The following is a 21,976-nucleotide window of genomic DNA, read 5'->3' as shown; positions in this document are numbered from 1 at the left end:
GTATTTTATTCGAAGAAAACATTAAGCAGTGATCTGAGATTTTAGATTTTCTTCTCTCTTCTTTTTGGTTTCTGCACAGAATGTCACAGCGTCTCTAATATAATCCACTGCAAATTCTTTGGTCGGATTCTCTTTGTTTATTCTCAAAATACTGTCTTGAAAACCTTCATCGAAGTTTTTGGTAAATTCTGAGATAACCTTCATTTGTGTGCTGCAGTTCACATCAATATCCAAAAGCATCGCTTTTGCGGCATTAACTTGTGCACTGTAGGCCAAATAAATAGCATCAGCCCATTTTTCTTTCTCAAAAGCAGCCTTTGAATCTGCCAATTTTTCGTCAGCCTCAACAAAAAGTATTGCTACTAAGTCAACCATTACAGCAGCACACTCGCCGACACCGATAGCAGTTTCGAAAGCAACCTCTTGACCCCAATCAATAAAATCAGACTGAACCAAAGCATCTAAGCTCGCCAATGGTTTGAGCAATTCATAGAAGTAGTTTTTACCCTTTCTGTCAAAATAGTTGTTAAAATATTCTCCCTCTAAGCCATTTTCTTGGTAATCGGAGAAAATATATCTCAACACTTGCGGTCCTCTTTTTGAAGGAACTTTAATGACCTTTTCGGCCGCTCTTCCAAATCCATCCCCAGATGAACCACCTCCTAGCAATACTTGCAAAGCTGGAAGCACATTCTTGTTGGCGTCTTTCAACGAACTACCGTGGAATCCAATATTGGCCATTCCATGCTGACCGCAAGAATTCATACAGCCAGATATTTTTATTTTGAAGTCATTATTTTTAACCAAATCTGGAAATTCTTGATCAATTACTTTTTCAAGCTCATAAGTAATGCTCACACTATCCGAAATCGCCAAATTACAAGTATCAGTACCTGGGCAAGCTGTAATGTTGGCCACACTATTAGCTCCGAAAGCTGCCAATCCTTCTGACTCCAGAACATTGAAAACATAGGCCAGATTTTCTGCTGGTACATTTCTCAGGAAAAGACCTTGATTGATAGTCACTCTGATATCATCTCCCACAAAACCGCTTAATTTCTCTATCAAACTTCTGGAAACCACACTAGAAATATTCCCTAAAGGAACTCTAATGAATACACCGAACTTACCTATTTGCTTTTGCTCAAAGGTGTTGGTGTTTTTCCAAAGATCAAATTTTTGAGGGTCAGAAACTGTATCTATTTTTATTTGAACGTCCTCGTTCACATCAAAACGTTCTGTATTTATTTCAAAAGACTTGTTCTTAATTGCTAATCTCTCCGCGTCCACTAGCTCCATAAAAGCCTCAAAACCAATCTTCTGCAAAAGAAACTTCATTCTGGCTTTACTTCGAGAATTTCTTTCTCCATGGCGATCAAAGACTCTTAAAACGGCTTCTGCAAACGGAATCAGTTGATCTTCTGGCAAAAACTCATGGGCTAAATCGGCCATTCTTGGCTGAGCACCAAGGCCACCACCTACAACTACTTTAAATCCTCTCTTACCGTCTTTTATCTTTGGCAAAAAGCCCATGTCGTGTATAAATGCCAAAGCAGTATCTTCATCAGTGTTGGAGAAAGAAATTTTGATTTTCCTTCCCATTTCTTGGCATATAGGATTCCTAAGCAAATACTCAAACAAGGAATGAGCATAAGGAGTAATATCGAAAGGTTCATTAGGGTCAATGCCAGCTGTTACCGAAGCCGTAATGTTTCTTACTGTGTTTCCACAAGCTTCTCTAAGCGTAACGTTATCTTGCTCCAATTCATGCCAAAGTTCAGGCGTGCGATCGAGACTCACAAAGTGAATCTGAATATCCTGACGTGTAGTTAGGTGTAGGTTTCCAGTAGAATATTTATCAGAAATATCAGAAATTCTCTTCCACTGTTTGAAAGTCATCTTACCATATGGCAATTTGATTCTGACCATCTGCACACCCTGCTGACGCTGGCCATATACCCCTCTAGCCAAACGCAAACTTCTGAATTTATCTTCGTGAATTGTACCTTCACGAAACATTCTGATTTTCTTCTCTAAATCAATTATATCCTGTTCAACTACTGGATTCTCTAACTCTGTCCTGAAACTTTGCATTGTACTATTCCAATTATATTTTCTCCAAAGTTATTATTTATCCTACCAATCTCATAGAGTTTATATGGTAAAAATCTTGCAAGGACTTAAATAGATTGTAAAAGTTATATACTTTACTTAAAAAATGAAATTTTCACCTTCTTTGGAAAGTGTGGTGTTTGGAAAAATCTCCTGAGCTTGAACAAGAAAATCTTCAGTGGTTTTGTACCTAGAAGAAAAATGACCGATTATCAATTGCTTGGCATTGGCTTTTTGGGCAATGGAGGCAGCTTGGGCTGCTGTGGTGTGGAAGGTAACTTTGGCCCTTTCGGCTTGCTCGGTCAAGAAGGTTGCCTCGTGATAGAGTAAGTCAACATCCTTGATATAATCTACAATGGACTCGTCATAGATAGTATCAGAGCAATAAGCCAAACGTTTTTCTGAACATCCGTCAGTCGTACATTCAGCATTGATATAAGTGACACGACTCAATTCGTCGGTTATATCATGCCCATCTTGCAACATCTTATAAAAAATTGCAGGAAAATTTTCAGGGAGTTTTTCAGCCAGGATTTTCCGTTTCGATTTTTTCTTGGTTAACAAAAAACCCGTGCAGTCAATCCTATGTTTTAGTGGAAATGTTTTAATTTCAATGGTTTCAGTCTCCAAAATTGGATTGAAACCAGTCGGATCAGTTACCGAAAAATCGAGTTTGAAGTTCAGAATAGTTCCTGAATATTTGAGTTGCAAGGCAATGATTTCGTCCAAACCTTTTGGCCCGAATATAACCAAAGGTTCAGTTCTTTTTTGCATGTTTAAGGTACTTAATAGCCCAATCAGACCAAAATAATGATCACCATGCAAATGACTGATGAGAATATAGCGTAACCTAGAAATCTTTACTTTATGCTCTAATAATCGATATTGGGTTCCTTCACCGCAATCAATCAAAACTAAAAAATTATCAATGGTTACGACAAAAGCCGAAGGATTGCGTTGCAATTGAGGTGTTGCTGAACCAGTACCGAGTATTCTAAATTCCAACCTGTATTTATTTATCAATAGTCGCTTTCTTCCGAACCAAATTCTTCGTCCTGCTCATCTTTGAAGTCATTTTCTAACTCATTCATATAAACGGCATCTATGGCTTCTTCTTCGCTTGGCAATATCAGCAAAAAATCTTCGGTAGCTCCAGATATGAAATCAATCACATCATTGTTGGTAGAAATCAACACCAATAAACCAGACTCATTTTTGCATATTCTTTGAACTTTGTTTAACAAGGTGATTGCACCCGGGCTAATGGAGTCTACCTTGAGTAAGTTCAAAATAAAATTTATTTTTCCCTCAGAAGAATACATCACCGCTATATTTTTCTCCACCGCCGCAGCAACTGTATCATCAAAACTTGCTCCTAGTGGCTTAAATACCACGTATTGTTCGCTTTTGTTAATTTCCATCTCGATCGATAATTTTCAGTCCGCAAAAATACTTTAATTCGGTTATTTCTACTAAAAGATTAAATAAAACTATTTACCACAAATATATTTTAAAAAAAAGGCAATAAATCAACCCAAAAAAATACTATCTTTCCTTTTTGAAAAAACTTCGAATTTTGTTTCGCAAAGCAAGATTAATTTTAAGATATTGCAAGCGTAAATATACATTTAACCTTTATGAGCAAGAAAAAACAAGCAACAAACCCAGAAACACCAGAATTCAAGAATGTTGAACCCTTTTCGTTGTTAACAGACTTTGACATTTCGTTATTTAAATCAGGTCGTCACTATCGTTTATACGAGAAACTTGGGTCACATGTTTTAGAAAATCAAGGAATTCTTGGAACCTACTTCGGAGTTTGGGCTCCAAATGCTGCTTCAGTTTCTGTTTTTGGCGACTTTAATGGATGGAACTCTGAGAGCCATCAGTTGATGCCGCGATGGGACGGCTCTGGTATTTGGGAAGGCTGGGTGGCCAACGTTGGGAATGGACATGTTTATAAATATTTCATAAATTCTAATATTGGAGGACAAAAACTGGAAAAAGGTGATCCTTTTGCTCTCAGATGGGAGGAGTCGCCTAAAACCGCTTCCATTGTTTGGGATACTTGGTATGAGTGGAAAGACGAAGAGTGGATGAAGACCAGAAAAACGGCCAATAGCCTTTCAGCACCTTGTTCTGTTTATGAAGTGCATCTTGGATCATGGAAAAGAGACCCTCAAGATAACGATAGAAGGCTCACTTATAGAGAGATAGCCGACACTTTAGTGCCATATGTAAAAGAAATGGGCTTTACACACGTGGAGTTTATGCCCATTATGCAACACCCTTACGAGCCTTCGTGGGGCTACCAAATAACGGGTTATTTTGCCGCAAGTAGCAGGTTTGGGACCCCACAAGATTTTATGTATCTGGTGGAGCAGTTGCACCAAAATGGTATTGGAGTAATCCTAGACTGGGTTCCATCTCATTATCCAAACGATGCCCATGGTATTTATAGATTTGATGGTTCGGCTCTTTACGAACATGAAGATCCACGACAAGGTTACCATCCAGACTGGAAATCATACATTTTTAATTATGGCCGATACGAGGTTCGCTCATTCCTAATAAGTAATGCCTTGTTTTGGTTGGACAGATTCCATGCTGATGGATTAAGAGTGGATGCAGTGGCATCAATGCTCTACAGAGACTATTCTCGAAACGACGGAGAATGGATACCTAATGTATTCGGTGGAAGAGAAAACCTTGAGGTAATTTCACTTTTCAAAGAACTCAACGAAGAGATATACAAGTCCTTTCCTGATGTTCAAACCATAGCTGAGGAATCTACAGCATTCCCGGGAGTTTCAAGACCCACTTTCTTGGGAGGACTTGGTTTTGGTATGAAATGGATGATGGGATGGATGAATGACACCCTTCGATATTTCTCAAAAGATCCAATGTACCGAAAATGGCACCAAAATGATCTGACTTTCAGCACCGTGTATGCCTTTTCTGAAAATTTCATGTTGCCGCTCTCACACGATGAAGTGGTTTACGGAAAACATTCATTACTTAACAAAATGCCGGGTGATGAATGGCAAAAATTTGCAAATCTTAGATTGTTATTTTCTTATATGTTTACCCATCCAGGGTCCAAATTACTTTTTATGGGTGGCGAGTTTGGGCAATCAGAAGAATGGAATTTCTTAAAAAGTTTGGATTGGCACTTGTTAAACTACGACAGTCATAAAGGTATCAATTTATTGGTGCAAGACTTAAACAAGGTCTATAGAGCCGAACCAGCATTATTTGATAAACAATTTAGCCCTGAAGGTTTTGATTGGTTGGACACCTCGGATACTAACAATTGTGTGGTTTATTATCGTCGCAAAGGGTTGAATGAGGAGGTGATGGTGTTGTTAAACCTTACTCCACTACCACAAAAGAATTACCGTGTCGGAGTACCAAAAAACAAACAATATGTTGAAATACTAAACTCTGATGATGTTAAATATTGGGGTGCTGGCAACGTAAACAGCAGTCTAAAAACAGAGGCGATCAAAGCTCACGGTTTCGAACAATCGATTGAGTTGACTTTACCACCTCTCGGTGCCGTTATCATCAAATAAGCAATTACAAAAGAGGCAAGGTTTGAAACCTCGCCTCTTTTATATTAAATTCTCGTTCAAGTAACTTTTAAAATCTTCAAAGTCGTTTGCCATTGATACAGCAACCTTAGTTTTACTCAACAAACTCTCCAACCTTTCAGGAATTTCAGGCAAAAAACCTAGTGTAGACTCCATCTCGGGCAAGAATTTGGCATAATGTGCAGTTGACAAAAACACGCCCAATGAATCATCAGAGGAGTTTTTATCCATAAATTCTTTTAAACCCAAATACCCTATAGCCGAGTGCGGGCAGGTGAGGTAACCGTAATCTTCATAAAGTTCTTTTATACCGTCTCTTGTTTGATTATCGTCAAAATAACAACCCTTCACATACCCTTTCATATCAGACAAACTATCTCCAAACAATGCCCTCATTCTGGGAAAATTACTTGGATTACCCACATCCATGGCATTGGATATGGTCGACTTTGACGGCGAGATGGGCGAATAAACGCCAGACTCTAAATATTCTGGAACTACCTTGTTGATATTTGTCGCAGCGATAAAAGTTGTATTTGGCATTCCCATCTTAATGGCCAATAAACCAGCCGTTAAATTACCAAAATTGCCAGATGGTACAGAGAAAACCATTTTCTTACCATTTTTTTTCAAGGCGGCATACGCAGCCACGTAATAAAATGACTGTGGAATAAGTCGAGCTATATTAATGGAATTGGCTGAGGCCAGATTAAACTTCCCTCTAAGGTCATTGTCTAAAAAAGCCTGCTTAACCAAGGCCTGACAGTCATCAAACGTACCATCTATTTCTAAGGCCTTAATATTCTTGCCTAGGGTGGTTAATTGTTTTTCTTGAATATCACTCACTTTACCCGCCGGATAAAGGATGGTAACAGAAATATTTTCTTTATCGAAAAAGCCTTGTGCAACAGCCCCGCCTGTATCACCTGATGTGGCTACTAGAATATTTATGCTTTTCTGAGATTTTTTCAAAAAATAAGACATCACTGCTGCCATAAATCTGGCACCAAAGTCTTTAAATGCCATGGAAGAGCCATGAAATAACTCTAAACAATAAATATTTTCTTTTATCGGCACGACAGGTGCCTCAAAATCTATGGCTTGATCGATCAGCGTTTTTAAATCATCTTTCGGAATGTCGTCACCTATTAAACCACTACAAATCTCAAAAGCGATTTCGTTAAGAGATAAGTTTTCTATATTATCCCAAAATGACTGTGGCAATTTCGGGATGTTTAAGGGCATATAAAGGCCATTATCAGGCGGTAGTCCTCTAAAAATAGCCTCTTCAAAGCCTACATTCTCGCTGATTCGATTTGTACTATATAGCTGCATTAACTTCAGAATTAGTTCATCATGGCGACAAACTGGTCGAATAAATAGTTAGAATCGTGAGGACCAGGGGCAGCCTCAGGGTGATATTGAACCGAAAAAGCAGGTTTGTTTTTCAGTCTGATACCCTCAATGGTATTGTCATTCAAGTTTAGGTGGGTTACCTCGACCTCCTCACTTTTGAAGGCTTCTTCTGGAATAACGGCAAAGCCATGGTTTTGTGATGTAACCTCACATTTTCCTGAAATTAAGTTCTTAACAGGGTGATTTAAGCCTCTGTGTCCATTATGCATTTTATATGTACCTATACCTACCGATCTGCTCAGCAATTGGTGACCTAGGCATATTCCGAAGAGTGGCTTGTCAGACTTCAAAAGTTCGGTGATGGTTTCTACAGCATAATCCATAGCTCCTGGATCTCCAGGGCCGTTTGAAATAAAATACCCATCAGCATTCCATTCCAAAATCTCTGCAATATCTGCTTTAGCATTAAATACCTTTACATAACAATCTCTTTGAACAAAATTCCTCAAGATATTTCTTTTGCAGCCGTAGTCAATCACAGCCAACTTATGTTTGGCTTCTGGATTACCTAAAAAATAAGATTCCTTGGTGCTCACGAGTGAGCTCAACTCCAATCCGTCCATCGAAGGGCAATCATCCAGAATTTTCTTCAATTCCACCTCATCAGAAATCTCAGAAGAAATAATACAGTTCATTACCCCTGCGTTTCTGATATATCTCACGATTTGTCTGGTATCAATATCACAGATACCCACGATTCCATTTTTTTCAAAATACTCTTGCAATGAATAATCAGCAGTGTTTCGAGAATAGTAATGATCTGCGTAAGAGTTGCATATCATTCCTTTAATTTTAATGCTGTCCGATTCTTCTTCAGAATCAAGTTTAACACCATAGTTACCTATGTGGGCAGTGGTATTTACTATAACCTGACCAAAATATGAAGGATCGGTATAAATCTCTTGGTAGCCTGTCATACCGGTATTAAAACAGATTTCACCTGTTGTTGTACCTATTTTACCTAAAGCTTTACCTTTGAAAACAGTGCCATCTTGAAGCATTAAGATAGCGTCTTGGGGAATGAAACTCATTAGAATGTTATTTTCCGATTAGATAAGATTATCGGAGTACAAAGTTATATCAAAAAATCAACTTATCTAACAAATATTACCATATCAACAAATAATGTAGATAAATTACCAAAAATCATATTTTATGATTCTGTAAATCATATTTTCAAAGATTTATGAACCCTAACTTTGACAACGGAAAGAATCGCTAAACAAATTTTAAATTAATGAAATAATGAAAACCATCGTTGTAGCCACAGATTTTTCTCAGGGAAGCACCAATGCCGTTAATCATTCGATAAAACTGGCGAAAATAATAAACGCCAAAATCACGCTGGTGCACGCTTACTCACCTCCCATCTTAGACCCTAATGTACCTATTGGCCTTATAGAAGAAACATACCAAAATACCGTAAAGGCCTTAGAAGAGAGACTAATATTAGAAACGGAAAGAATACGAATAGAGGGCTTGGTGGTAGATTACAAACTATCCTTCAGCGATTTAAGTAGCATTCTTAATGATATCTGTACAACCGAAAACGTTTTATTCATAGTAGTTGGAAAAACGGGATATAGCAATATAATTGACAAAATAATTGGTTCAACAGCCAATCATTTAATTGATAATATAGAAGCACCGCTCTTAGTTATACCCGAAAATTATGAAAATGAAATACTGAGCAATTTAGCCTACGCCACACAACTTGAATTTGATGAAGAAGAGTACATTGAGAAAGTTGTCAAATTAGCGAAATTCTCAGACCAAACATTGTCTATAGTTCATATCGAAGATTCCTCAGAATTAAACATTAATGCCAATGAACTTTTTTTGGAGCCTATGATTAAAAAGTTTGGGAAAGAGAATATAAAATATATTCAGAAGGAAGGAAATAATTTTAAACAAGGAATTAATAAATTGATATCTGATGAGCATATTTCTTTGTTGGCACTCACTACACACAAACGGGGCATATTGGACGGAATCCTCAATCCTAGTAAAACAAAAAGAATCATAAACGATACGCAAATACCAATATTAGTATATAGTTTCGATTGACTAAACACAAAAAGGAGCCGTTGAGGCTCCTTTTTGATATTAGAAAACAAATAAAACTTACTTTGCTTCCTCTTCCTTGTTATCATCTGTTTCTTCAGCAGGCGTTTCAGTTACTTCCTCGACTACTTCAGCCGTAGGAGTCTCTTCAACAACTTCTTCAACAACCTCAGCAGAAGGCACTTCAGCAACTGGAGCTGCTACTGCACTAACTGTTTCCTCCGATTTCTTACTTTTACCTCTTCTAGAACGCTTAGTTTTAGCTTCGCCTTCCTCAACAGCTGAACTTAACAAGTTTTCGTTGAAATCAACCAATTCGATAAGTGCAACAAAAGCATTATCTCCTTGTCTTTGTCCCAACTTGATTATTCTTGTATATCCACCGTTTCTTTCAGCTACTTTCTCAGCAATTTCACCGAAAAGAATCTTGATTGACTCTTTATCTTGTAAATACGAGAATACTGTTCTTCTAGAGTGAGTATTATCTGTTTTTGATTTGGTAATCAAAGGCTCGATGTACATTCTCAAAGCTTTGGCTTTAGCTAATGTTGTCTCAATTCTTTTAGCCTTGATTAAAGAAATCGTAAGGTTTGCCAACAATGCATCCCTGTGAGATTTTGTTCTACCTAAATGGTTTACTTTTTTTCCGTGTCTCATTTTGTACTTTGTTCGTAAGTAACGGTTTGAAAACAGTTACGCAGCTATGCTTTCCACCTATTACGAGTTTAAAAAATTAATTCTGCGAAATTATTATTACTCTTCGTCTAATTTATATTTGGCTACATCCATTCCGAAATGAAGTTGCTTATCCGCGATAAGTTGCTCCAATTCTGTAAGAGATTTCTTACCAAAGTTTCTAAATTTCATCATGTCAGCAACCTCTAATCTAGCTAAGTCACCTAGAGTGCGAATATCAGCAGATTTAAGGCAATTGTAGGCTCTAACAGATAAATCAAGATCTTGCAATGATGTTTTCAGAAGTTTTCTCATGTGTAAGAACTCTTCATCAACCATATTGTCTTCCTCATCTTTCTTAGAGTCAAACACCATGTTCTCGTCTGTAAATTTAAGGAAATGCTGAATCAAAATGTGTGACGCCTCTTGTAAAGCTTTCTCTGGATGAATAGAACCATCAGTTTTGATTTCTAGTAAAAGTTTCTCGTAATCTGTTCTTTGTTCAACACGCGTATTTTCTACACTGAACTTAACATTTTTTACTGGAGTATAGATTGAATCTATAGAAATAAAGCCAATAGGAAGGTCATTTGCTTTGTGTTCTTCACTTGGCACATAACCTCTACCTTTATCAACAATTATTTCGAACTCCAACTCCTTTTTAGAATCTAAACGAGCAAGAACCAAGTCAGGATTAAGAACCTCGAAACAAGAAGAAAATTTACTAATTTCTCCAGCCGTTAATTCACTCTGATTCTTTACTTTTACAGTAATCTTATTATCTACAAAATCCGAAATCTTTTTAAATCTTACTTGCTTCAGATTCAAAATAATCTCGGTTACATCATCCACAACACCTTCAATTGATGAAAACTCATGAAGAACACCAGGAAATCTTACCGATGTAATTGCATAACCTTCTAATGAAGACAACAATATACGACGAAGAGCATTACCGATGGTTACTCCATATCCTCTTTCGAGCGGTTTAAACTCAAAAAAACCATGAAAGTCGTCTGCTTTTTCCATTACGACTTTATCGGGCATTTGAAATGCTAAAATTGACATACTGTGCTGTATATTTTCGTTAACGAAATAATTTTGGGATTATCCCAAAATATATTAAAGAAACCACCCCTGTTGAGGGGTGGTGTGATATTATTATTTGTTGTACAATTCGACAACCGCCTGATCGTTGAAATTCTCTGGCACTTGGTCTCTGTCTGGGTAATTAATAAATACTCCGGACAAATCTGTTGAATTGAATTCAATCCAACCGTATTTCTTAGACGAATTAATACTAGTACTTGTAGTGATGTTCTCAAGTGCTTTAGATTTCTCTCTAACAGCAACTGCTTGACCAGGCTTAACCAACAAAGAAGGAATGTTAGTTACCTCACCATCTACAACTATATGTTTGTGAGCAACCAATTGTCTTGCAGCTCTTCTAGTTGGTGCTATACCCATACGGTAAACCACATTGTCTAATCTTGATTCACACAATTTAATCAAGTTAGCACCAGTTTGACCATCCTTAACGGCGGCCAAGTGGAAAATTCTTGCAAACTGACGCTCAAGCATACCGTAAGTGTACTTGATCTTTTGTTTCTCTTGCAATTGTAAAGCGTATTCAGATTTTTTACCTCTTCTACCTCTACCATGTTGACCTGGAGGATAGTTTTTCTTAGCCAATGCTTTGCTTGGACCTAAGATAGCTTCTCCAAACTTTCTTGAAATCTTTGATTTCGGACCTGTATATCTTGCCATGTTTTAAAAATAAATTATCAAATAATTAGCCCCAATGTCCAAACTAATATTTGTTTAAAATAAAAAATTATACTCTTCTTCTTTTTGGAGGTCTACAACCATTATGAGGAAGAGGAGTAATATCATAAATATTTACTACATCGATACCTACACTTTGAACAGTTCTCATAGCAGACTCTCTACCTGATCCCGGTCCCTTTACATAAATATCGGCCTTTCTCATTCCTAAATCATAAGCCACTTGGCAACAGTTTTGTGACGCCATTTGTGCTGCATAAGGGGTATTCTTTTTTGAGCCTCTAAAGCCCATTTTACCAGCAGATGCCCATGATATAACTTGTCCAGTACTATTTGTAACTGAAATGATGATGTTATTGAAAGAGGCTCTTACGTGAACTTGTCCGTAGGCTTCTACAACTACAACTCTCTTTTTTGCTTTGTCTTTTCTTTTAGCTTGTGCCATTTTTGATAGAAAAACTTAAATTAAGGCAGGAAAACTAAATATTTTCCCCTGATCCAATTAAATATTATTTAGTTGCTTTTTTCTTGTTAGCGATAGTCTTACGCTTACCTTTTCTAGTTCTAGAGTTGTTCTTAGTTTTTTGACCTCTCAAAGGCAAACCTTTTCTATGTCTCAAACCTCTGTAACAACCGATATCCATCAAACGCTTGATGCTAAGTGTAACCTCTGAACGTAAAGCACCTTCTACCTTAAACTCATTAGAAATAATAGCACGAATTGCGTTAGCTTCATCGTCAGACCACTCTCCTGCCTTCTTATCAACAGAAATGTTAGCTTGCCCTAAAATATTTTTCGCAGTACTGCGACCTATACCGTATATATAGGTAAGAGAAATTTCACCTCTCTTTTTGTCCGGAATATCAACACCTGAGATCCTCATAAATATTAACCTTGTCTTTGTTTAAATTTAGGATTTTTCTTATTAATTACGTAAATCTTACCATTACGTCTGATCACTTTGCAGTCCTCACTACGCTTTTTAACTGATGCTTTAACTTTCATTTTATTTAATTAATATATTAGAACCGATTATTTATATCGGTAAGTAATTCTCGCTTTTGACAAATCATATGGAGACATCTCCAACTTAACTTTATCGCCTGGTAAAATCCTGATATAATTCATTCTCATTTTACCAGAAATGTGTGCAATAACTTCATGCTTATTTTCTAGTTCCACTCTAAACATGGCATTAGATAAAGCTTCTATAATTACTCCATCAACTTGAATATTGGACTGCTTTGCCATTCTTAAATTATCTCTAAGTTTCTACTCTTCAAAACTTGTTCTATAAATTCAAAGGTAGTTAAAATATCATAACCACTCTTTGTAACTAAAACCGTATGCTCAAAATGAGCAGCTGGCTTTCTATCCTCAGTTCTTATGGTCCAATTATCGTTCTCTTGAACAACAAAACGCTTTCCCTGAGTAATCATCGGCTCTATGGCAATCACCATTCCCGCCTGAAGCTTAGGACCATTTCCTCTTTTTCCAAAGTTTGGAACTTCCGGAGCTTCGTGGAGATATTTCCCAACTCCGTGGCCTACTAACTCCCTTACAACTCCATATCCCAGATTCTCGGTAAAGCTCTGAATACCATAACTGATGTCACCGACTCTATTACCTGGCTTTACCAATGCAATTCCCTCAAAAAGAGACTGCTTTGTATCGATCAGTAGCTTTTTTGTAAGAGCATCAACCTCACCAACCATGTACGTATAAGCACTGTCTGCATGATAACCATTTTTATATACACCACAGTCTACTGATACAATATCACCTTCCTTTAACTCTCTGCCACTTGGTATACCATGAACAACAACATCATTCACTGATATGCAAAGTGTCGCTGGAAAACCATTGTAGTTCTTAAAAGAAGGCTTTCCGCCATTGTCTAATATGAACTCCTCAGCTACTTTATCTAAATCCTTGGTTCTAACACCCTCTCCAACTAATTTGGCAACCTCTGCTTGAGCTTTACCTAAAATGACACCATTATCTCTAATTATCTGAGCCTCTTCTGAACTTTTGAGATAAATTACTCTTTTAGACATAGTAATTAATTGCTCATTACAGAAGTTTGGCGACCTTCGATTCTTCCAGATTCCATTAGGCCTTCATATTTTTTCATTAGCAAGTAACTTTCAACTTGTTGCAAAGTATCAAGAACAACACCAACTAAAATCAATAATGAAGTACCACCAAAAAATGAGGAGAACAATTGCGTCATACCAAACAAACTCGCTACAGCAGGGAAAATAGCAATCATCGCTAACAATATACTTCCCGGCAATGTTATTCTATCCAATACCTGAGCCACAAAATCAGATGTAGGTTGACCAGGCTTAATACCAGGGACAAAACCACCACCACGTTTCATGTCATCAGCTATTTGGTTTGGATTAATAGAGATAGCCGTATAAAAGAATGTAAAAGCAACAATTAGTATTAAATAAAGCAAATTGTACTGCCACGATGTAGGATCACTGAAAATAGTATTAACAGTCTGAGCAAAATCACTTTTTTCAGCAAACAATGAAGCAACAAAGGCCGGAATGAACATAAGAGCCTGGCCGAAGATAATTGGCATAACACCAGATATATTCAATTTAAGAGGCAAATATTGTCTCTGACCTGTAACCGTTTTGTTGCCAACAATTTGCTTGGCATATTGAACTGGAATCCTTCTTACCGCCTGAGTCATAGCTACAGCGAAGATAACTACCAAAAACAAAGCTACAATCTCGATAACAAAGAACAAAATTTGACCATTTGCAGCTCTAGCATTGGCTTCTCCAATGATCGCACCTGGAAAACGTGATACGATACCAATCATGATTATCATAGAGATACCATTACCAATACCTTTTTCAGTTATTCTCTCACCAAGCCACATACTCATCATTGTACCAGCAACCAACATAATTACCCCAGAGAAATAAAACAATCCTTGGGAAACAGTAATGGCGTCTGTTGGAATAGTAGTCTTAAGATAGGTAAAACCCTGTGTAGCTGTTACCGCAATTGTCAACCATCTTGTAATCTGGTTCAACTTCCTTCTACCTGAGTCACCCTCCTTTTGCAATTTCGAAAAGTAAGGCAATGCCAAGCCAAGCAACTGTATTGCAATTGAAGCCGAAATGTAAGGCATAATACCCAAAGCCATAATCGAAGCCTTGCTGAAAGCTCCACCAACTAAAGTATCTAACAAACCTAACAAGCCATTACCACTTGTAAGGTCCTGTAACTTGGATGGATCTACACCCGGTAATGTAACATAAGAACCAACTCTGAAAATAACAATAATCAAGAGAGTAGCTAAGATTCTATTTCTTAGCTCTTCTATTGACCAGATGTTCTTAAATGTGCTTATTAATTTTTTCATAAGGTTTAGGAGAAATTATTCAGGCTGAACACCATCATTCGTATTTGAATCAGCTGAAACCGATTTGGTAACCACGATTGCAGCACCTCCAAGCTTCTCAATTGCTGAAATAGCGGATTTTGAAAAAGCATTTACACTAATAGTTACCTTAGATGTAAGCTCACCTCTACCTAAAACTTTAATTAAATCTGTTTTCGCCATCAAACCATGCTCCTTCAAAAACTTGAGGTCAATTGTGCTAACTCCTGTTTTCTCCACCAAGGCCTGTATGGTATCCAAGTTGATACCTTTAAACCCCACACGGTTGATGTTATTGAAACCAAACTTAGGTAAACGTCTTTGTAAAGGCATTTGACCACCTTCAAAACCGCGTTTTGAACTGTAACCCGATCTAGATCTTGCACCCTTGTGACCTCTTCTGGCAGTACCACCACCACCTGAACCTTGACCTCTACCTTGTCTTGTATTATCTCTAACAGAACCCTTCGCAGGTTGTAAAATCTCTAATTTCATTATTTAATAAATTTACGCAGTGTATAGCACTACTCGGTTATCCCTATATTAACAATTCTCTACTCTAATCAAATGATTTACCTTTCTAATCATCCCTTCGATTGCTGGATTAGACTCAACTTCTACCGATCTACCGATTTTAGTCAAACCCAAAGCCTGCATAGTAAGTTTCTGCTTTTTAGGTCTCTCAATTACACTTTTTACTTGAGTAAGTTTTACTTTAGCCATTACTAAAATTATTTAAGCGGCAATTAACCGTTGAATACCTTGTTTAATTTAATACCTCTCATAGCAGCTACTTCGTGCGGAGCTCTCATTTTTAAAAGAGCATCCAAAGTTGCCTTAACCACGTTGTGAGGATTCGAACTTCCTTTAGACTTTGCAAGTACATTGTGTACTCCGGCTGCCTCCAAGACGGCACGCATCGCACCACCAGCTATTACTCCAGTACCAGGAGCTGCAGGCTTAACAAAAACGAAACCACCTGAATATTTACCTTCCATTTCGTGAGGAACTGTACCATTGATGATTGGCACATTCACTAGATTCTTACGAGCATCTTCAATTGCTTTTGAGATAGCATCTGTTACCTCGTTTGCTTTACCAAGACCCTGACCTACTGCACCTTGACCGTCACCAAGAACAACAATAGCAGAGAAGCTAAATCTACGACCACCTTTAACTACCTTGGCAACCCTATTTATGGCTACAACTCTTTCCTTTAATTCTGATTCGTTTACTTTAATTGCTTTCATTTAAATAGTATTAAAAGTTAAGTCCAGCTTCTCTAGCAGCATCTGCCAAAGCTTTTACATTTCCGTGGTATAAATAGCCGCTACGGTCAAATACACAAGCAGTGAGACCAATCTCAACAGCTTTTTTGGCAATAGTTGAACCTACTTGTTTTGAATTTTCTATATTCAAAGTTTTGAGACCTAGTTCTACTGAAGAAGCAGCTGCTAAGGTTTTTCCGGCTATATCATCAATTAATTGTGCATATATTCCTGTATTACTACGAAAAACACTTAACCTTGGTCTTTCAGGAGTACCCGAAACCCTTTTTCTAACTCTCCACTTTATCTTTTGTCTTCTTTCAGACTTAACACTAGACATATATTATAAAGTTATAATTTTCTTAATTATTTTTTACCTGCAGTTTTACCAGCTTTTCTTCTGATAACCTCACCAACAAACTTGATACCTTTACCTTTGTATGGCTCAGACTTACGCAACGATTTAATTTTGGCCGCAACCAAACCAATCAATTGTTTGTCAATACCTTGTAAAGTGATAATTGGATTCTTACCTTTCTCCATCTTAGTTTCTACTTTCAATTCAGAAGGTACAACAAGATAAATATTGTGAGAGTAACCTAAAGACATATCGATGATGTTGCCGTTGTTGGTTGCTTTGTAACCTACACCGACTAACTCAAGCTCTTTTTTGTATCCTTCAGAAACACCTACAACTAAATTGCTTAACAAAGATCTATAAAGACCATGCAATGCTTTGTGTCTTTTTTGTTCAGTTGGACGAGTAACTGTCAAAACACCATCCTCAATGGTCAAACCCATATCAGGATCAACTTTCTGAGTTAAAGTACCTAATGCACCTTTTGCAGTCACTAAATTATCAGAACCAACAGTTATTGTTACTCCTGAAGGGATTGTAATTGGTTTTTTACCTATTCTAGACATTTTAAAACGTTTAAGGCTTCATTAAAGAAGCGGTCAACAAAAATTAATAAACATAACAAAGAACCTCGCCACCAACATTCAGCGTTCTAGCCTCTTTGTCTGTAACTATTCCTTTGGAAGTTGATAAAATTGCAATACCAAGACCATTGAGTACTCTAGGTAACTCACTAGACTTAACATACTTTCTTAGACCAGGCTTTGAAACCCTTGAAAGATTAATGATTGCTGATTTTTTCGTAACTGGATTATATTTTAAAGCAATTTTTATAACTCCTTGAAGACCATCGTCTTCGAACTTATAACTTGCAATATAACCTTTTTCATAAAGAAGAACTGTAAGCTCTTTTTTAAGATTTGAGGCAGGAATCTCTACGACTCTGTGCCTAGCTTTAATAGCATTTCTGATTCTTGTAAGAAAATCTGCTATTGGATCCGTTGTAATCATCTCTAAATTTAATATTTTTTTGGATTCCTTAGCCAACATTAGACAGTATCACAGGCGTGACTTCTCTAACTGGGCTGCAAAGATAGTAATTCTAAATAAGAAAAAAAAGTTTTTACCAAGAAGATTTGGTAACGCCAGGAATAAATCCTGAATTGGCCATTTCACGGAAGGTAACACGGTTAATTCCAAACTTCCTCATGTAACCTTTAGGACGACCAGTAAGCTTGCATCTGTTGTGCAATCTAACAGGAGAAGAGTTCTTAGGAAGAGCATCTAAACCTTTCCAATCTTGAGCCTCTTTAAGGGCAGCTCTTTTGGTAGCAAATTTAGCTACTAATCTCTCTCTCTTTCTTTCTCTAGCTTTTATTGACTCTTTTGCCATGTCTCTAAATTATTGCTTATTATTTATTTTTATTCACAAAAGGCATTCCTAACGCTTTCAACAACTCATAGCTTTCAGCATCAGTCTTTGCACTTGTTACGAAAGTAATGTCCATACCTTGAATCTTATTGATTTTATCGATAGATATTTCAGGGAAGATGATTTGCTCAGTTACACCGAAAGTGTAGTTTCCTCTACCGTCAAATCCTTTATCACTAATACCTTGAAAATCTCTCACACGTGGTAAAGCAACTGAAGTCAAACGATCCATAAATTCATACATTATGTTGGATCTAAGTGTTACTTTAGCACCGATAGGCATACCCTCTCTTAATTTAAAGTTGGATACCGCCTTTTTAGAGATAGTTGGAACAGCTTTCTGACCAGCTATTATTGTTAGCTCATCTACACTGTTGTCTACTAGTTTTTTGTCACCAGTAGCAGCTCCAACTCCTCTGTTAACTACTATCTTAAGTAGTTTAGGAACTTGCATGATAGATTTGTACTGATACTTCTCCATCAACGCAGTTATAATTTCTTTTTGATATTGATCTCTTAACCTTGCCATTTTTTTAAATTTAGTGGATTACCGACCCACTTTAAATTATTAGATAAATTTACCTGATGCCTTTGAGAATCTCTGAAGATTGCCTGCATCGTTAAGTTTTCTACCCACTCTTGTAGGTTTTCCTGTAGACGGGTCCACAACCAAAACATTACTGATGTGAATAGTTCCTTCAAGCTCTTTGATTTCGCCTTGAGGACTTTGAGCGTTTGGCTTGATGTGTTTTTTAATCATATTAACACCTTCCACAACCACACGATTTTTCTTTACCAAAACTTCAACAATTTTACCTCTTTTACCTTTAGAGTTACCAGCAATTACCTCAACGGTATCACCAGTTTTAACATGAAGCTTAGGTTGTTTATTAAATTTCCTTTCCATTGTAATAAATTAATTACGATATATTTTAGAGCTATTATAGTACCTCAGGAGCTAATGATACAATTTTCATGAACTGCTTCTCTCTTAACTCTCTAGCGACAGGTCCGAAAATTCTAGTTCCTCTTGGTTCGTTTTGGTTGTTCAACAGAACAACTGCATTTTCTTCAAACCTGATGTAAGAACCATCTTTTCTTCTTACTTCTTTCTTAGTTCTTACAACAACAGCTTTAGAAACTGTACCTTTCTTCATGTTTGAAGACGAAAGAGCAGCCTTAACAGTAACAACAACTTTGTCGCCAACTGATGCATATCTCTTCTTTGTACCACCTAAAACTCTTATTACCAAAACTTCTTTAGCCCCACTGTTGTCAGCGACATTGGCTCTTGATTCTTGCTGTAACATTATTATTCCCTTTTACTATTTTAAGAATATCAGATTATTTGGCTTTTTCTATGATTTCAACCAATCTCCAATTTTTATTTTTGCTCAATGGTCTAGTCTCGCTGATTTTAACAGTGTCACCGATACCGGCTTCATTGTTTTCATCATGAAACATAAACTTCTTAGTCTTGAGCATGAACTTACCATATTTAGGATGTTTCACCTTACGAATCACTTGGATAACGCCAGATTTTTCCATCTTGTTGCTGGTCACAACTCCAATACGTTCTTTTCTTACTTGTCTTTCTTCCATTTTCGGATAAAATTAATGGTTAATCAAAACCATGAAATTTGGATAATGATATTTTACTTTGAACTGTTAAGAGCAGTAGAAAGTCTAGCAATATTCTTACGAGTCTCAGTAATTCTCCTAGGATTCTCGATTGGAGTGATAGCATGGGCGAACTTCAATTTCACCAATCTGTCTTTTTCTCCTGCTATTTGTTGTTTCAACTGTTCTTCAGTAAAACCACTTAAATCATTTTTTTTCATCTTCTTTATTAATTGAAGTATTTATATATGACTATACTTCGTAATCTCTACGAACTACAAACTTTGTTTTTACTGGCAACTTCTGAGCAGCTAATCTAAGAGCCTCTTTAGCTAATTCTAAAGACACACCTGTAGCTTCAAACAAAACAGTACCAGGGTAGATATTAGCAACCCAATACTCAGGAGCTCCTTTACCTTTACCCATCCTTACCTCTAAAGGTTTCTTGGTGATAGGGGTATCAGGGAATATTCTAATCCAAACTTGACCTTCACGTTTCATGGCACGTGTAACACCAATACGAGCAGCTTCTATTTGTCTAGCAGTGATTCTGCCTGGCTCTAGACTTTTTATCGCAAATGAACCGAAAGCAATCTCGTGACCTCTGGTTGCCAAACCTTTGATCCTACCCTTTTGCTGCTTACGAAACTTAGTTCTTTTAGGTTGTAACATAATAATAACGTTTAAGGCAAAATGCCACTAAAATTTAATTTCTCTTTTGGCCGTTTGATCTACCACCACCACTGTTGTTGGTTTTCTTCCTTCTGCCGTTTTTGTCACCTTCTTCGTCTCTACGACCTTTACCTTGGTTAGAACCACCAGGGCCACCCATAGAAGACTTTTTGCTATCAGCCGATTCAGTGGCAAGTGCTGCTACAGAGGTTAAATCTCTTTTACCAAAAACTTCACCTTTGAATACCCACACTTTGATACCAATTAAACCGTAAACAGTTAATGACTCAGAGATTGCATAATCGATGTCAGCTCTCAGTGTATGAAGAGGAATTCTTCCTTCTTTGTACATCTCAGAACGAGCCATCTCCGCTCCACCTAATCTTCCTGACAATTTAATTTTTATACCTTGAGCTCCTACACGCATAGCAGATTGAATTGCTTGCTTCATAGCTCTACGGAATGAAATTCTTGCTCTTAATTGTTGGGCGATAGTCTCACCTACTAATTTAGCATCGATTTCAGGTCTTTTTATTTCAAATATATTGATTTGAACATCTTTTTTAGTAAGTTTTTTAAGCTCTTCTCTTAGCTTATCTACCTCACTACCTGCTTTACCGATTACAACACCTGGTCTTGCCGTGTGAATAGTAAGGGTAATTCTCTTAAGCGTTCTTTCAATTACTACTCTCGAAACAGAACCTTTCGGAATACGTGCATTGATATATTTCCTGATTTTGTCGTCTTCAACGAGTTTCTCAGCAAAATTCTTTCCGCCGTACCAGTTGGATTCCCATCCTCTGATGTAACCTAGTCTAAAACCTACAGGATTTACTTTTTGTCCCATTTTAACTAATTATATAATATTCTAATTTCTAAGTATCGTTACTTAATTATACTGCTTGACTTTCCAATGAATCAACAACAATAGTGATGTGTTGAGAACGCTTTCTTACTCTGTAAGCTCTACCTTGTGGAGCTGGACGAAGTCTCTTCAACATTCTACCACCGTCAATCATGATTGCTTTCACATATAGATCGGCCTCTTCGATTTTCAAGTCTTCGTTTTTGTTCTGCCAGTTTGCTACTGCTGACATCAAAACTTTCTTGATTACTGGAGCTGCTTGCTGTGGTTGGAAAGAAAGTATTCCTAAGGCAAGGTTTACTTTTTTACCTCTAATCAAGTCGGCTACTAACCTAGCTTTTCTAGGTGACGTTGGAAAATCGTTTAATTTTGCTACTGCTTCCATTTTTTATTCTTTTTTAAAGAGCTTAGCTCTTCGGAATATTATCTTTTACCTTTATCTTTTTTGTTCACGTGGCCTCTAAAGTTTCTAGTAGGAGCAAATTCTCCCAACTTGTGACCAATCATGTTATCTGTAACATATACCGGAATAAATTTATTACCGTTATGAACAGCAAAAGTATGTCCAATAAAATCAGGGGTAATCATTGATCTTCTTGACCAAGTTTTGATTACAGACTTCTTCCCTGAATCATTCATTACGTCGACTTTATTCTCAAGTCTAAAATCTACGTAAGGTCCTTTTTTAAGTGAACGAGCCATCTATTTT

The 21,976-nt window shown here is 37.0% G+C and carries 32 protein-coding genes; 2 read left to right on the top strand and 30 right to left on the bottom strand.

Annotation, left to right across the window (positions count from 1 at the left end; genetic code table 11):
* Window positions 1–21: 21 nt before the first annotated feature.
* From EGI31_RS00610 to EGI31_RS00600, 3 genes are all read right to left on the bottom strand, one after another.
* Complete coding sequence (locus EGI31_RS00610) at window positions 22–2,094, bottom strand: ferredoxin-like domain-containing protein (protein ID WP_255035175.1); 2,073 nt, start codon at window positions 2,092–2,094, stop codon at window positions 22–24.
* A gap of 117 nt (window positions 2,095–2,211) precedes the next feature.
* Window positions 2,212–3,117, bottom strand: a complete 906-nt coding sequence (locus tag EGI31_RS00605) for a ribonuclease Z (RefSeq protein WP_255035174.1) — start codon at window positions 3,115–3,117, stop codon at window positions 2,212–2,214.
* Window positions 3,118–3,131: 14 nt separating this feature from the next.
* Window positions 3,132–3,533 carry an STAS domain-containing protein gene (locus tag EGI31_RS00600; protein ID WP_255035173.1) on the bottom strand — a complete coding sequence of 134 codons (402 nt, stop codon included), beginning with the start codon at window positions 3,531–3,533 and terminating at the stop codon, window positions 3,132–3,134.
* A gap of 216 nt (window positions 3,534–3,749) precedes the next feature.
* On the opposite strand from EGI31_RS00600, the gene glgB reads away from it, so the two are divergent.
* On the top strand, window positions 3,750–5,687 hold the full coding sequence (gene glgB, locus EGI31_RS00595) for a 1,4-alpha-glucan branching protein GlgB (protein ID WP_255035172.1): 1,938 nt from the start codon (window positions 3,750–3,752) through the stop codon (window positions 5,685–5,687).
* Between the two features lie 39 nt (window positions 5,688–5,726).
* On the opposite strand, the gene thrC is transcribed toward glgB, so the two are convergent.
* Window positions 5,727–7,040, bottom strand: a complete 1,314-nt coding sequence (gene thrC / locus EGI31_RS00590; RefSeq protein WP_255035171.1) for a threonine synthase — start codon at window positions 7,038–7,040, stop codon at window positions 5,727–5,729.
* Between the two features lie 11 nt (window positions 7,041–7,051).
* Complete coding sequence (carA, locus tag EGI31_RS00585) at window positions 7,052–8,152, bottom strand: glutamine-hydrolyzing carbamoyl-phosphate synthase small subunit (RefSeq protein ID WP_255035170.1); 1,101 nt, start codon at window positions 8,150–8,152, stop codon at window positions 7,052–7,054.
* Window positions 8,153–8,366: 214 nt separating this feature from the next.
* On the opposite strand from carA, the gene EGI31_RS00580 reads away from it, so the two are divergent.
* A complete protein-coding gene (locus tag EGI31_RS00580; RefSeq protein WP_255035169.1) occupies window positions 8,367–9,188 on the top strand; it encodes a universal stress protein in 822 nt (273 codons plus the stop codon).
* 57 nt (window positions 9,189–9,245) lie between these two features.
* Here the strand turns inward: EGI31_RS00580 and rplQ are convergent, their stop codons facing one another.
* From rplQ to rpsS, 25 genes are all read right to left on the bottom strand, one after another.
* Window positions 9,246–9,842: a 50S ribosomal protein L17 gene (gene rplQ / locus EGI31_RS00575; RefSeq protein ID WP_255035168.1), complete on the bottom strand. Its 597-nt coding sequence runs from the start codon at window positions 9,840–9,842 to the stop codon at window positions 9,246–9,248.
* A gap of 96 nt (window positions 9,843–9,938) precedes the next feature.
* The gene (locus tag EGI31_RS00570) at window positions 9,939–10,928 is read right to left on the bottom strand and encodes a DNA-directed RNA polymerase subunit alpha (protein ID WP_255035167.1); all 990 of its coding nucleotides are present in this window, start codon (window positions 10,926–10,928) and stop codon (window positions 9,939–9,941) included.
* Window positions 10,929–11,021: 93 nt separating this feature from the next.
* Window positions 11,022–11,627, bottom strand: a complete 606-nt coding sequence (rpsD, locus tag EGI31_RS00565) for a 30S ribosomal protein S4 (protein ID WP_255035166.1) — start codon at window positions 11,625–11,627, stop codon at window positions 11,022–11,024.
* Between the two features lie 67 nt (window positions 11,628–11,694).
* A complete protein-coding gene (rpsK, locus tag EGI31_RS00560; RefSeq protein WP_255035165.1) occupies window positions 11,695–12,090 on the bottom strand; it encodes a 30S ribosomal protein S11 in 396 nt (131 codons plus the stop codon).
* Window positions 12,091–12,154: 64 nt separating this feature from the next.
* Window positions 12,155–12,529 (bottom strand): 30S ribosomal protein S13, encoded by a 375-nt coding sequence (gene rpsM, locus EGI31_RS00555; RefSeq protein WP_255035164.1) that lies wholly within the window; start codon window positions 12,527–12,529, stop codon window positions 12,155–12,157.
* A gap of 5 nt (window positions 12,530–12,534) precedes the next feature.
* The gene (gene rpmJ, locus EGI31_RS00550) at window positions 12,535–12,651 is read right to left on the bottom strand and encodes a 50S ribosomal protein L36 (protein WP_255035163.1); all 117 of its coding nucleotides are present in this window, start codon (window positions 12,649–12,651) and stop codon (window positions 12,535–12,537) included.
* 27 nt (window positions 12,652–12,678) lie between these two features.
* Window positions 12,679–12,897 carry a translation initiation factor IF-1 gene (gene infA, locus EGI31_RS00545; RefSeq protein ID WP_255035162.1) on the bottom strand — a complete coding sequence of 73 codons (219 nt, stop codon included), beginning with the start codon at window positions 12,895–12,897 and terminating at the stop codon, window positions 12,679–12,681.
* A gap of 2 nt (window positions 12,898–12,899) precedes the next feature.
* Window positions 12,900–13,703, bottom strand: a complete 804-nt coding sequence (map, locus tag EGI31_RS00540; protein WP_255035161.1) for a type I methionyl aminopeptidase — start codon at window positions 13,701–13,703, stop codon at window positions 12,900–12,902.
* Between the two features lie 5 nt (window positions 13,704–13,708).
* On the bottom strand, window positions 13,709–15,034 hold the full coding sequence (secY, locus tag EGI31_RS00535; protein ID WP_255035160.1) for a preprotein translocase subunit SecY: 1,326 nt from the start codon (window positions 15,032–15,034) through the stop codon (window positions 13,709–13,711).
* 15 nt (window positions 15,035–15,049) lie between these two features.
* Complete coding sequence (gene rplO / locus EGI31_RS00530) at window positions 15,050–15,547, bottom strand: 50S ribosomal protein L15 (RefSeq protein ID WP_255035159.1); 498 nt, start codon at window positions 15,545–15,547, stop codon at window positions 15,050–15,052.
* 48 nt (window positions 15,548–15,595) lie between these two features.
* The gene (gene rpmD / locus EGI31_RS00525) at window positions 15,596–15,775 is read right to left on the bottom strand and encodes a 50S ribosomal protein L30 (RefSeq protein ID WP_255035158.1); all 180 of its coding nucleotides are present in this window, start codon (window positions 15,773–15,775) and stop codon (window positions 15,596–15,598) included.
* A 23-nt stretch (window positions 15,776–15,798) separates the two neighbouring features.
* A complete protein-coding gene (rpsE, locus tag EGI31_RS00520; RefSeq protein ID WP_255035157.1) occupies window positions 15,799–16,302 on the bottom strand; it encodes a 30S ribosomal protein S5 in 504 nt (167 codons plus the stop codon).
* A 10-nt stretch (window positions 16,303–16,312) separates the two neighbouring features.
* Window positions 16,313–16,660, bottom strand: coding sequence for a 50S ribosomal protein L18 (rplR, locus tag EGI31_RS00515; RefSeq protein ID WP_255035156.1), 348 nt, complete (start codon window positions 16,658–16,660; stop codon window positions 16,313–16,315).
* 26 nt (window positions 16,661–16,686) lie between these two features.
* Complete coding sequence (gene rplF, locus EGI31_RS00510) at window positions 16,687–17,244, bottom strand: 50S ribosomal protein L6 (RefSeq protein WP_255035154.1); 558 nt, start codon at window positions 17,242–17,244, stop codon at window positions 16,687–16,689.
* A gap of 43 nt (window positions 17,245–17,287) precedes the next feature.
* Complete coding sequence (gene rpsH, locus EGI31_RS00505; RefSeq protein WP_255035153.1) at window positions 17,288–17,689, bottom strand: 30S ribosomal protein S8; 402 nt, start codon at window positions 17,687–17,689, stop codon at window positions 17,288–17,290.
* Window positions 17,690–17,801: 112 nt separating this feature from the next.
* Entirely contained in the window at window positions 17,802–18,071 is a 270-nt protein-coding gene (gene rpsN, locus EGI31_RS00500) for a 30S ribosomal protein S14 (protein WP_255035152.1), read from the bottom strand.
* A 19-nt stretch (window positions 18,072–18,090) separates the two neighbouring features.
* Entirely contained in the window at window positions 18,091–18,639 is a 549-nt protein-coding gene (gene rplE / locus EGI31_RS00495; protein ID WP_255035151.1) for a 50S ribosomal protein L5, read from the bottom strand.
* Window positions 18,640–18,678: 39 nt separating this feature from the next.
* Entirely contained in the window at window positions 18,679–19,017 is a 339-nt protein-coding gene (gene rplX, locus EGI31_RS00490) for a 50S ribosomal protein L24 (protein ID WP_255035150.1), read from the bottom strand.
* A 34-nt stretch (window positions 19,018–19,051) separates the two neighbouring features.
* A complete protein-coding gene (gene rplN, locus EGI31_RS00485; RefSeq protein WP_255035149.1) occupies window positions 19,052–19,420 on the bottom strand; it encodes a 50S ribosomal protein L14 in 369 nt (122 codons plus the stop codon).
* 34 nt (window positions 19,421–19,454) lie between these two features.
* On the bottom strand, window positions 19,455–19,712 hold the full coding sequence (rpsQ, locus tag EGI31_RS00480) for a 30S ribosomal protein S17 (RefSeq protein ID WP_255035148.1): 258 nt from the start codon (window positions 19,710–19,712) through the stop codon (window positions 19,455–19,457).
* Window positions 19,713–19,765: 53 nt separating this feature from the next.
* Window positions 19,766–19,951, bottom strand: a complete 186-nt coding sequence (rpmC, locus tag EGI31_RS00475; protein ID WP_255035147.1) for a 50S ribosomal protein L29 — start codon at window positions 19,949–19,951, stop codon at window positions 19,766–19,768.
* Between the two features lie 31 nt (window positions 19,952–19,982).
* The gene (gene rplP, locus EGI31_RS00470) at window positions 19,983–20,402 is read right to left on the bottom strand and encodes a 50S ribosomal protein L16 (protein WP_255035146.1); all 420 of its coding nucleotides are present in this window, start codon (window positions 20,400–20,402) and stop codon (window positions 19,983–19,985) included.
* A gap of 34 nt (window positions 20,403–20,436) precedes the next feature.
* Entirely contained in the window at window positions 20,437–21,249 is an 813-nt protein-coding gene (gene rpsC, locus EGI31_RS00465; protein ID WP_255035145.1) for a 30S ribosomal protein S3, read from the bottom strand.
* A 46-nt stretch (window positions 21,250–21,295) separates the two neighbouring features.
* Window positions 21,296–21,652 carry a 50S ribosomal protein L22 gene (gene rplV, locus EGI31_RS00460; RefSeq protein WP_255035144.1) on the bottom strand — a complete coding sequence of 119 codons (357 nt, stop codon included), beginning with the start codon at window positions 21,650–21,652 and terminating at the stop codon, window positions 21,296–21,298.
* Window positions 21,653–21,690: 38 nt separating this feature from the next.
* Window positions 21,691–21,969, bottom strand: a complete 279-nt coding sequence (gene rpsS, locus EGI31_RS00455; RefSeq protein WP_255035143.1) for a 30S ribosomal protein S19 — start codon at window positions 21,967–21,969, stop codon at window positions 21,691–21,693.
* Between the last annotated feature and the right edge of the window lie 7 nt (window positions 21,970–21,976).

Origin of the sequence: Lacihabitans soyangensis (genome assembly GCF_024343775.1) — a bacterium.
Lineage (GTDB): Bacteria > Bacteroidota > Bacteroidia > Cytophagales > Spirosomataceae > Leadbetterella > Leadbetterella soyangensis.
Note: the sequence above shows the minus strand (reverse complement) of the source record. Positions and strands in the feature narration are given on the sequence as shown.

Coding starts and splice junctions, on each gene's coding strand:
- rpsC (WP_255035145.1), bottom strand. CDS start 21,249: ATGGGACAAAAAGTAAATCCTGTAGGTTTTAGACTAGGTTACATCAGA.
- rplX (WP_255035150.1), bottom strand. CDS start 19,017: ATGGAAAGGAAATTTAATAAACAACCTAAGCTTCATGTTAAAACTGGT.
- rpmC (WP_255035147.1), bottom strand. CDS start 19,951: ATGAAAAAAAATGATTTAAGTGGTTTTACTGAAGAACAGTTGAAACAA.
- EGI31_RS00610 (WP_255035175.1), bottom strand. CDS start 2,094: ATGCAAAGTTTCAGGACAGAGTTAGAGAATCCAGTAGTTGAACAGGAT.
- rplR (WP_255035156.1), bottom strand. CDS start 16,660: ATGTCTAGTGTTAAGTCTGAAAGAAGACAAAAGATAAAGTGGAGAGTT.
- EGI31_RS00570 (WP_255035167.1), bottom strand. CDS start 10,928: ATGTCAATTTTAGCATTTCAAATGCCCGATAAAGTCGTAATGGAAAAA.
- thrC (WP_255035171.1), bottom strand. CDS start 7,040: ATGCAGCTATATAGTACAAATCGAATCAGCGAGAATGTAGGCTTTGAA.
- rplQ (WP_255035168.1), bottom strand. CDS start 9,842: ATGAGACACGGAAAAAAAGTAAACCATTTAGGTAGAACAAAATCTCAC.
- rpsE (WP_255035157.1), bottom strand. CDS start 16,302: ATGAAAGCAATTAAAGTAAACGAATCAGAATTAAAGGAAAGAGTTGTA.
- glgB (WP_255035172.1), top strand. CDS start 3,750: ATGAGCAAGAAAAAACAAGCAACAAACCCAGAAACACCAGAATTCAAG.
- rplN (WP_255035149.1), bottom strand. CDS start 19,420: ATGTTACAGCAAGAATCAAGAGCCAATGTCGCTGACAACAGTGGGGCT.
- rplF (WP_255035154.1), bottom strand. CDS start 17,244: ATGTCTAGAATAGGTAAAAAACCAATTACAATCCCTTCAGGAGTAACA.
- EGI31_RS00600 (WP_255035173.1), bottom strand. CDS start 3,533: ATGGAAATTAACAAAAGCGAACAATACGTGGTATTTAAGCCACTAGGA.
- map (WP_255035161.1), bottom strand. CDS start 13,703: ATGTCTAAAAGAGTAATTTATCTCAAAAGTTCAGAAGAGGCTCAGATA.
- infA (WP_255035162.1), bottom strand. CDS start 12,897: ATGGCAAAGCAGTCCAATATTCAAGTTGATGGAGTAATTATAGAAGCT.
- rpmJ (WP_255035163.1), bottom strand. CDS start 12,651: ATGAAAGTTAAAGCATCAGTTAAAAAGCGTAGTGAGGACTGCAAAGTG.
- rpsN (WP_255035152.1), bottom strand. CDS start 18,071: ATGGCAAAAGAGTCAATAAAAGCTAGAGAAAGAAAGAGAGAGAGATTA.
- carA (WP_255035170.1), bottom strand. CDS start 8,152: ATGAGTTTCATTCCCCAAGACGCTATCTTAATGCTTCAAGATGGCACT.
- EGI31_RS00580 (WP_255035169.1), top strand. CDS start 8,367: ATGAAAACCATCGTTGTAGCCACAGATTTTTCTCAGGGAAGCACCAAT.
- rpsH (WP_255035153.1), bottom strand. CDS start 17,689: ATGATTACAACGGATCCAATAGCAGATTTTCTTACAAGAATCAGAAAT.
- rpsK (WP_255035165.1), bottom strand. CDS start 12,090: ATGGCACAAGCTAAAAGAAAAGACAAAGCAAAAAAGAGAGTTGTAGTT.
- secY (WP_255035160.1), bottom strand. CDS start 15,034: ATGAAAAAATTAATAAGCACATTTAAGAACATCTGGTCAATAGAAGAG.
- rpsS (WP_255035143.1), bottom strand. CDS start 21,969: ATGGCTCGTTCACTTAAAAAAGGACCTTACGTAGATTTTAGACTTGAG.
- rplE (WP_255035151.1), bottom strand. CDS start 18,639: ATGGCAAGGTTAAGAGATCAATATCAAAAAGAAATTATAACTGCGTTG.
- rpmD (WP_255035158.1), bottom strand. CDS start 15,775: ATGGCTAAAGTAAAACTTACTCAAGTAAAAAGTGTAATTGAGAGACCT.
- rplV (WP_255035144.1), bottom strand. CDS start 21,652: ATGGAAGCAGTAGCAAAATTAAACGATTTTCCAACGTCACCTAGAAAA.
- rpsQ (WP_255035148.1), bottom strand. CDS start 19,712: ATGGAAGAAAGACAAGTAAGAAAAGAACGTATTGGAGTTGTGACCAGC.
- rplO (WP_255035159.1), bottom strand. CDS start 15,547: ATGAAATTAGAGATTTTACAACCTGCGAAGGGTTCTGTTAGAGATAAT.
- rpsD (WP_255035166.1), bottom strand. CDS start 11,627: ATGGCAAGATATACAGGTCCGAAATCAAAGATTTCAAGAAAGTTTGGA.
- rplP (WP_255035146.1), bottom strand. CDS start 20,402: ATGTTACAACCTAAAAGAACTAAGTTTCGTAAGCAGCAAAAGGGTAGG.
- rpsM (WP_255035164.1), bottom strand. CDS start 12,529: ATGAGGATCTCAGGTGTTGATATTCCGGACAAAAAGAGAGGTGAAATT.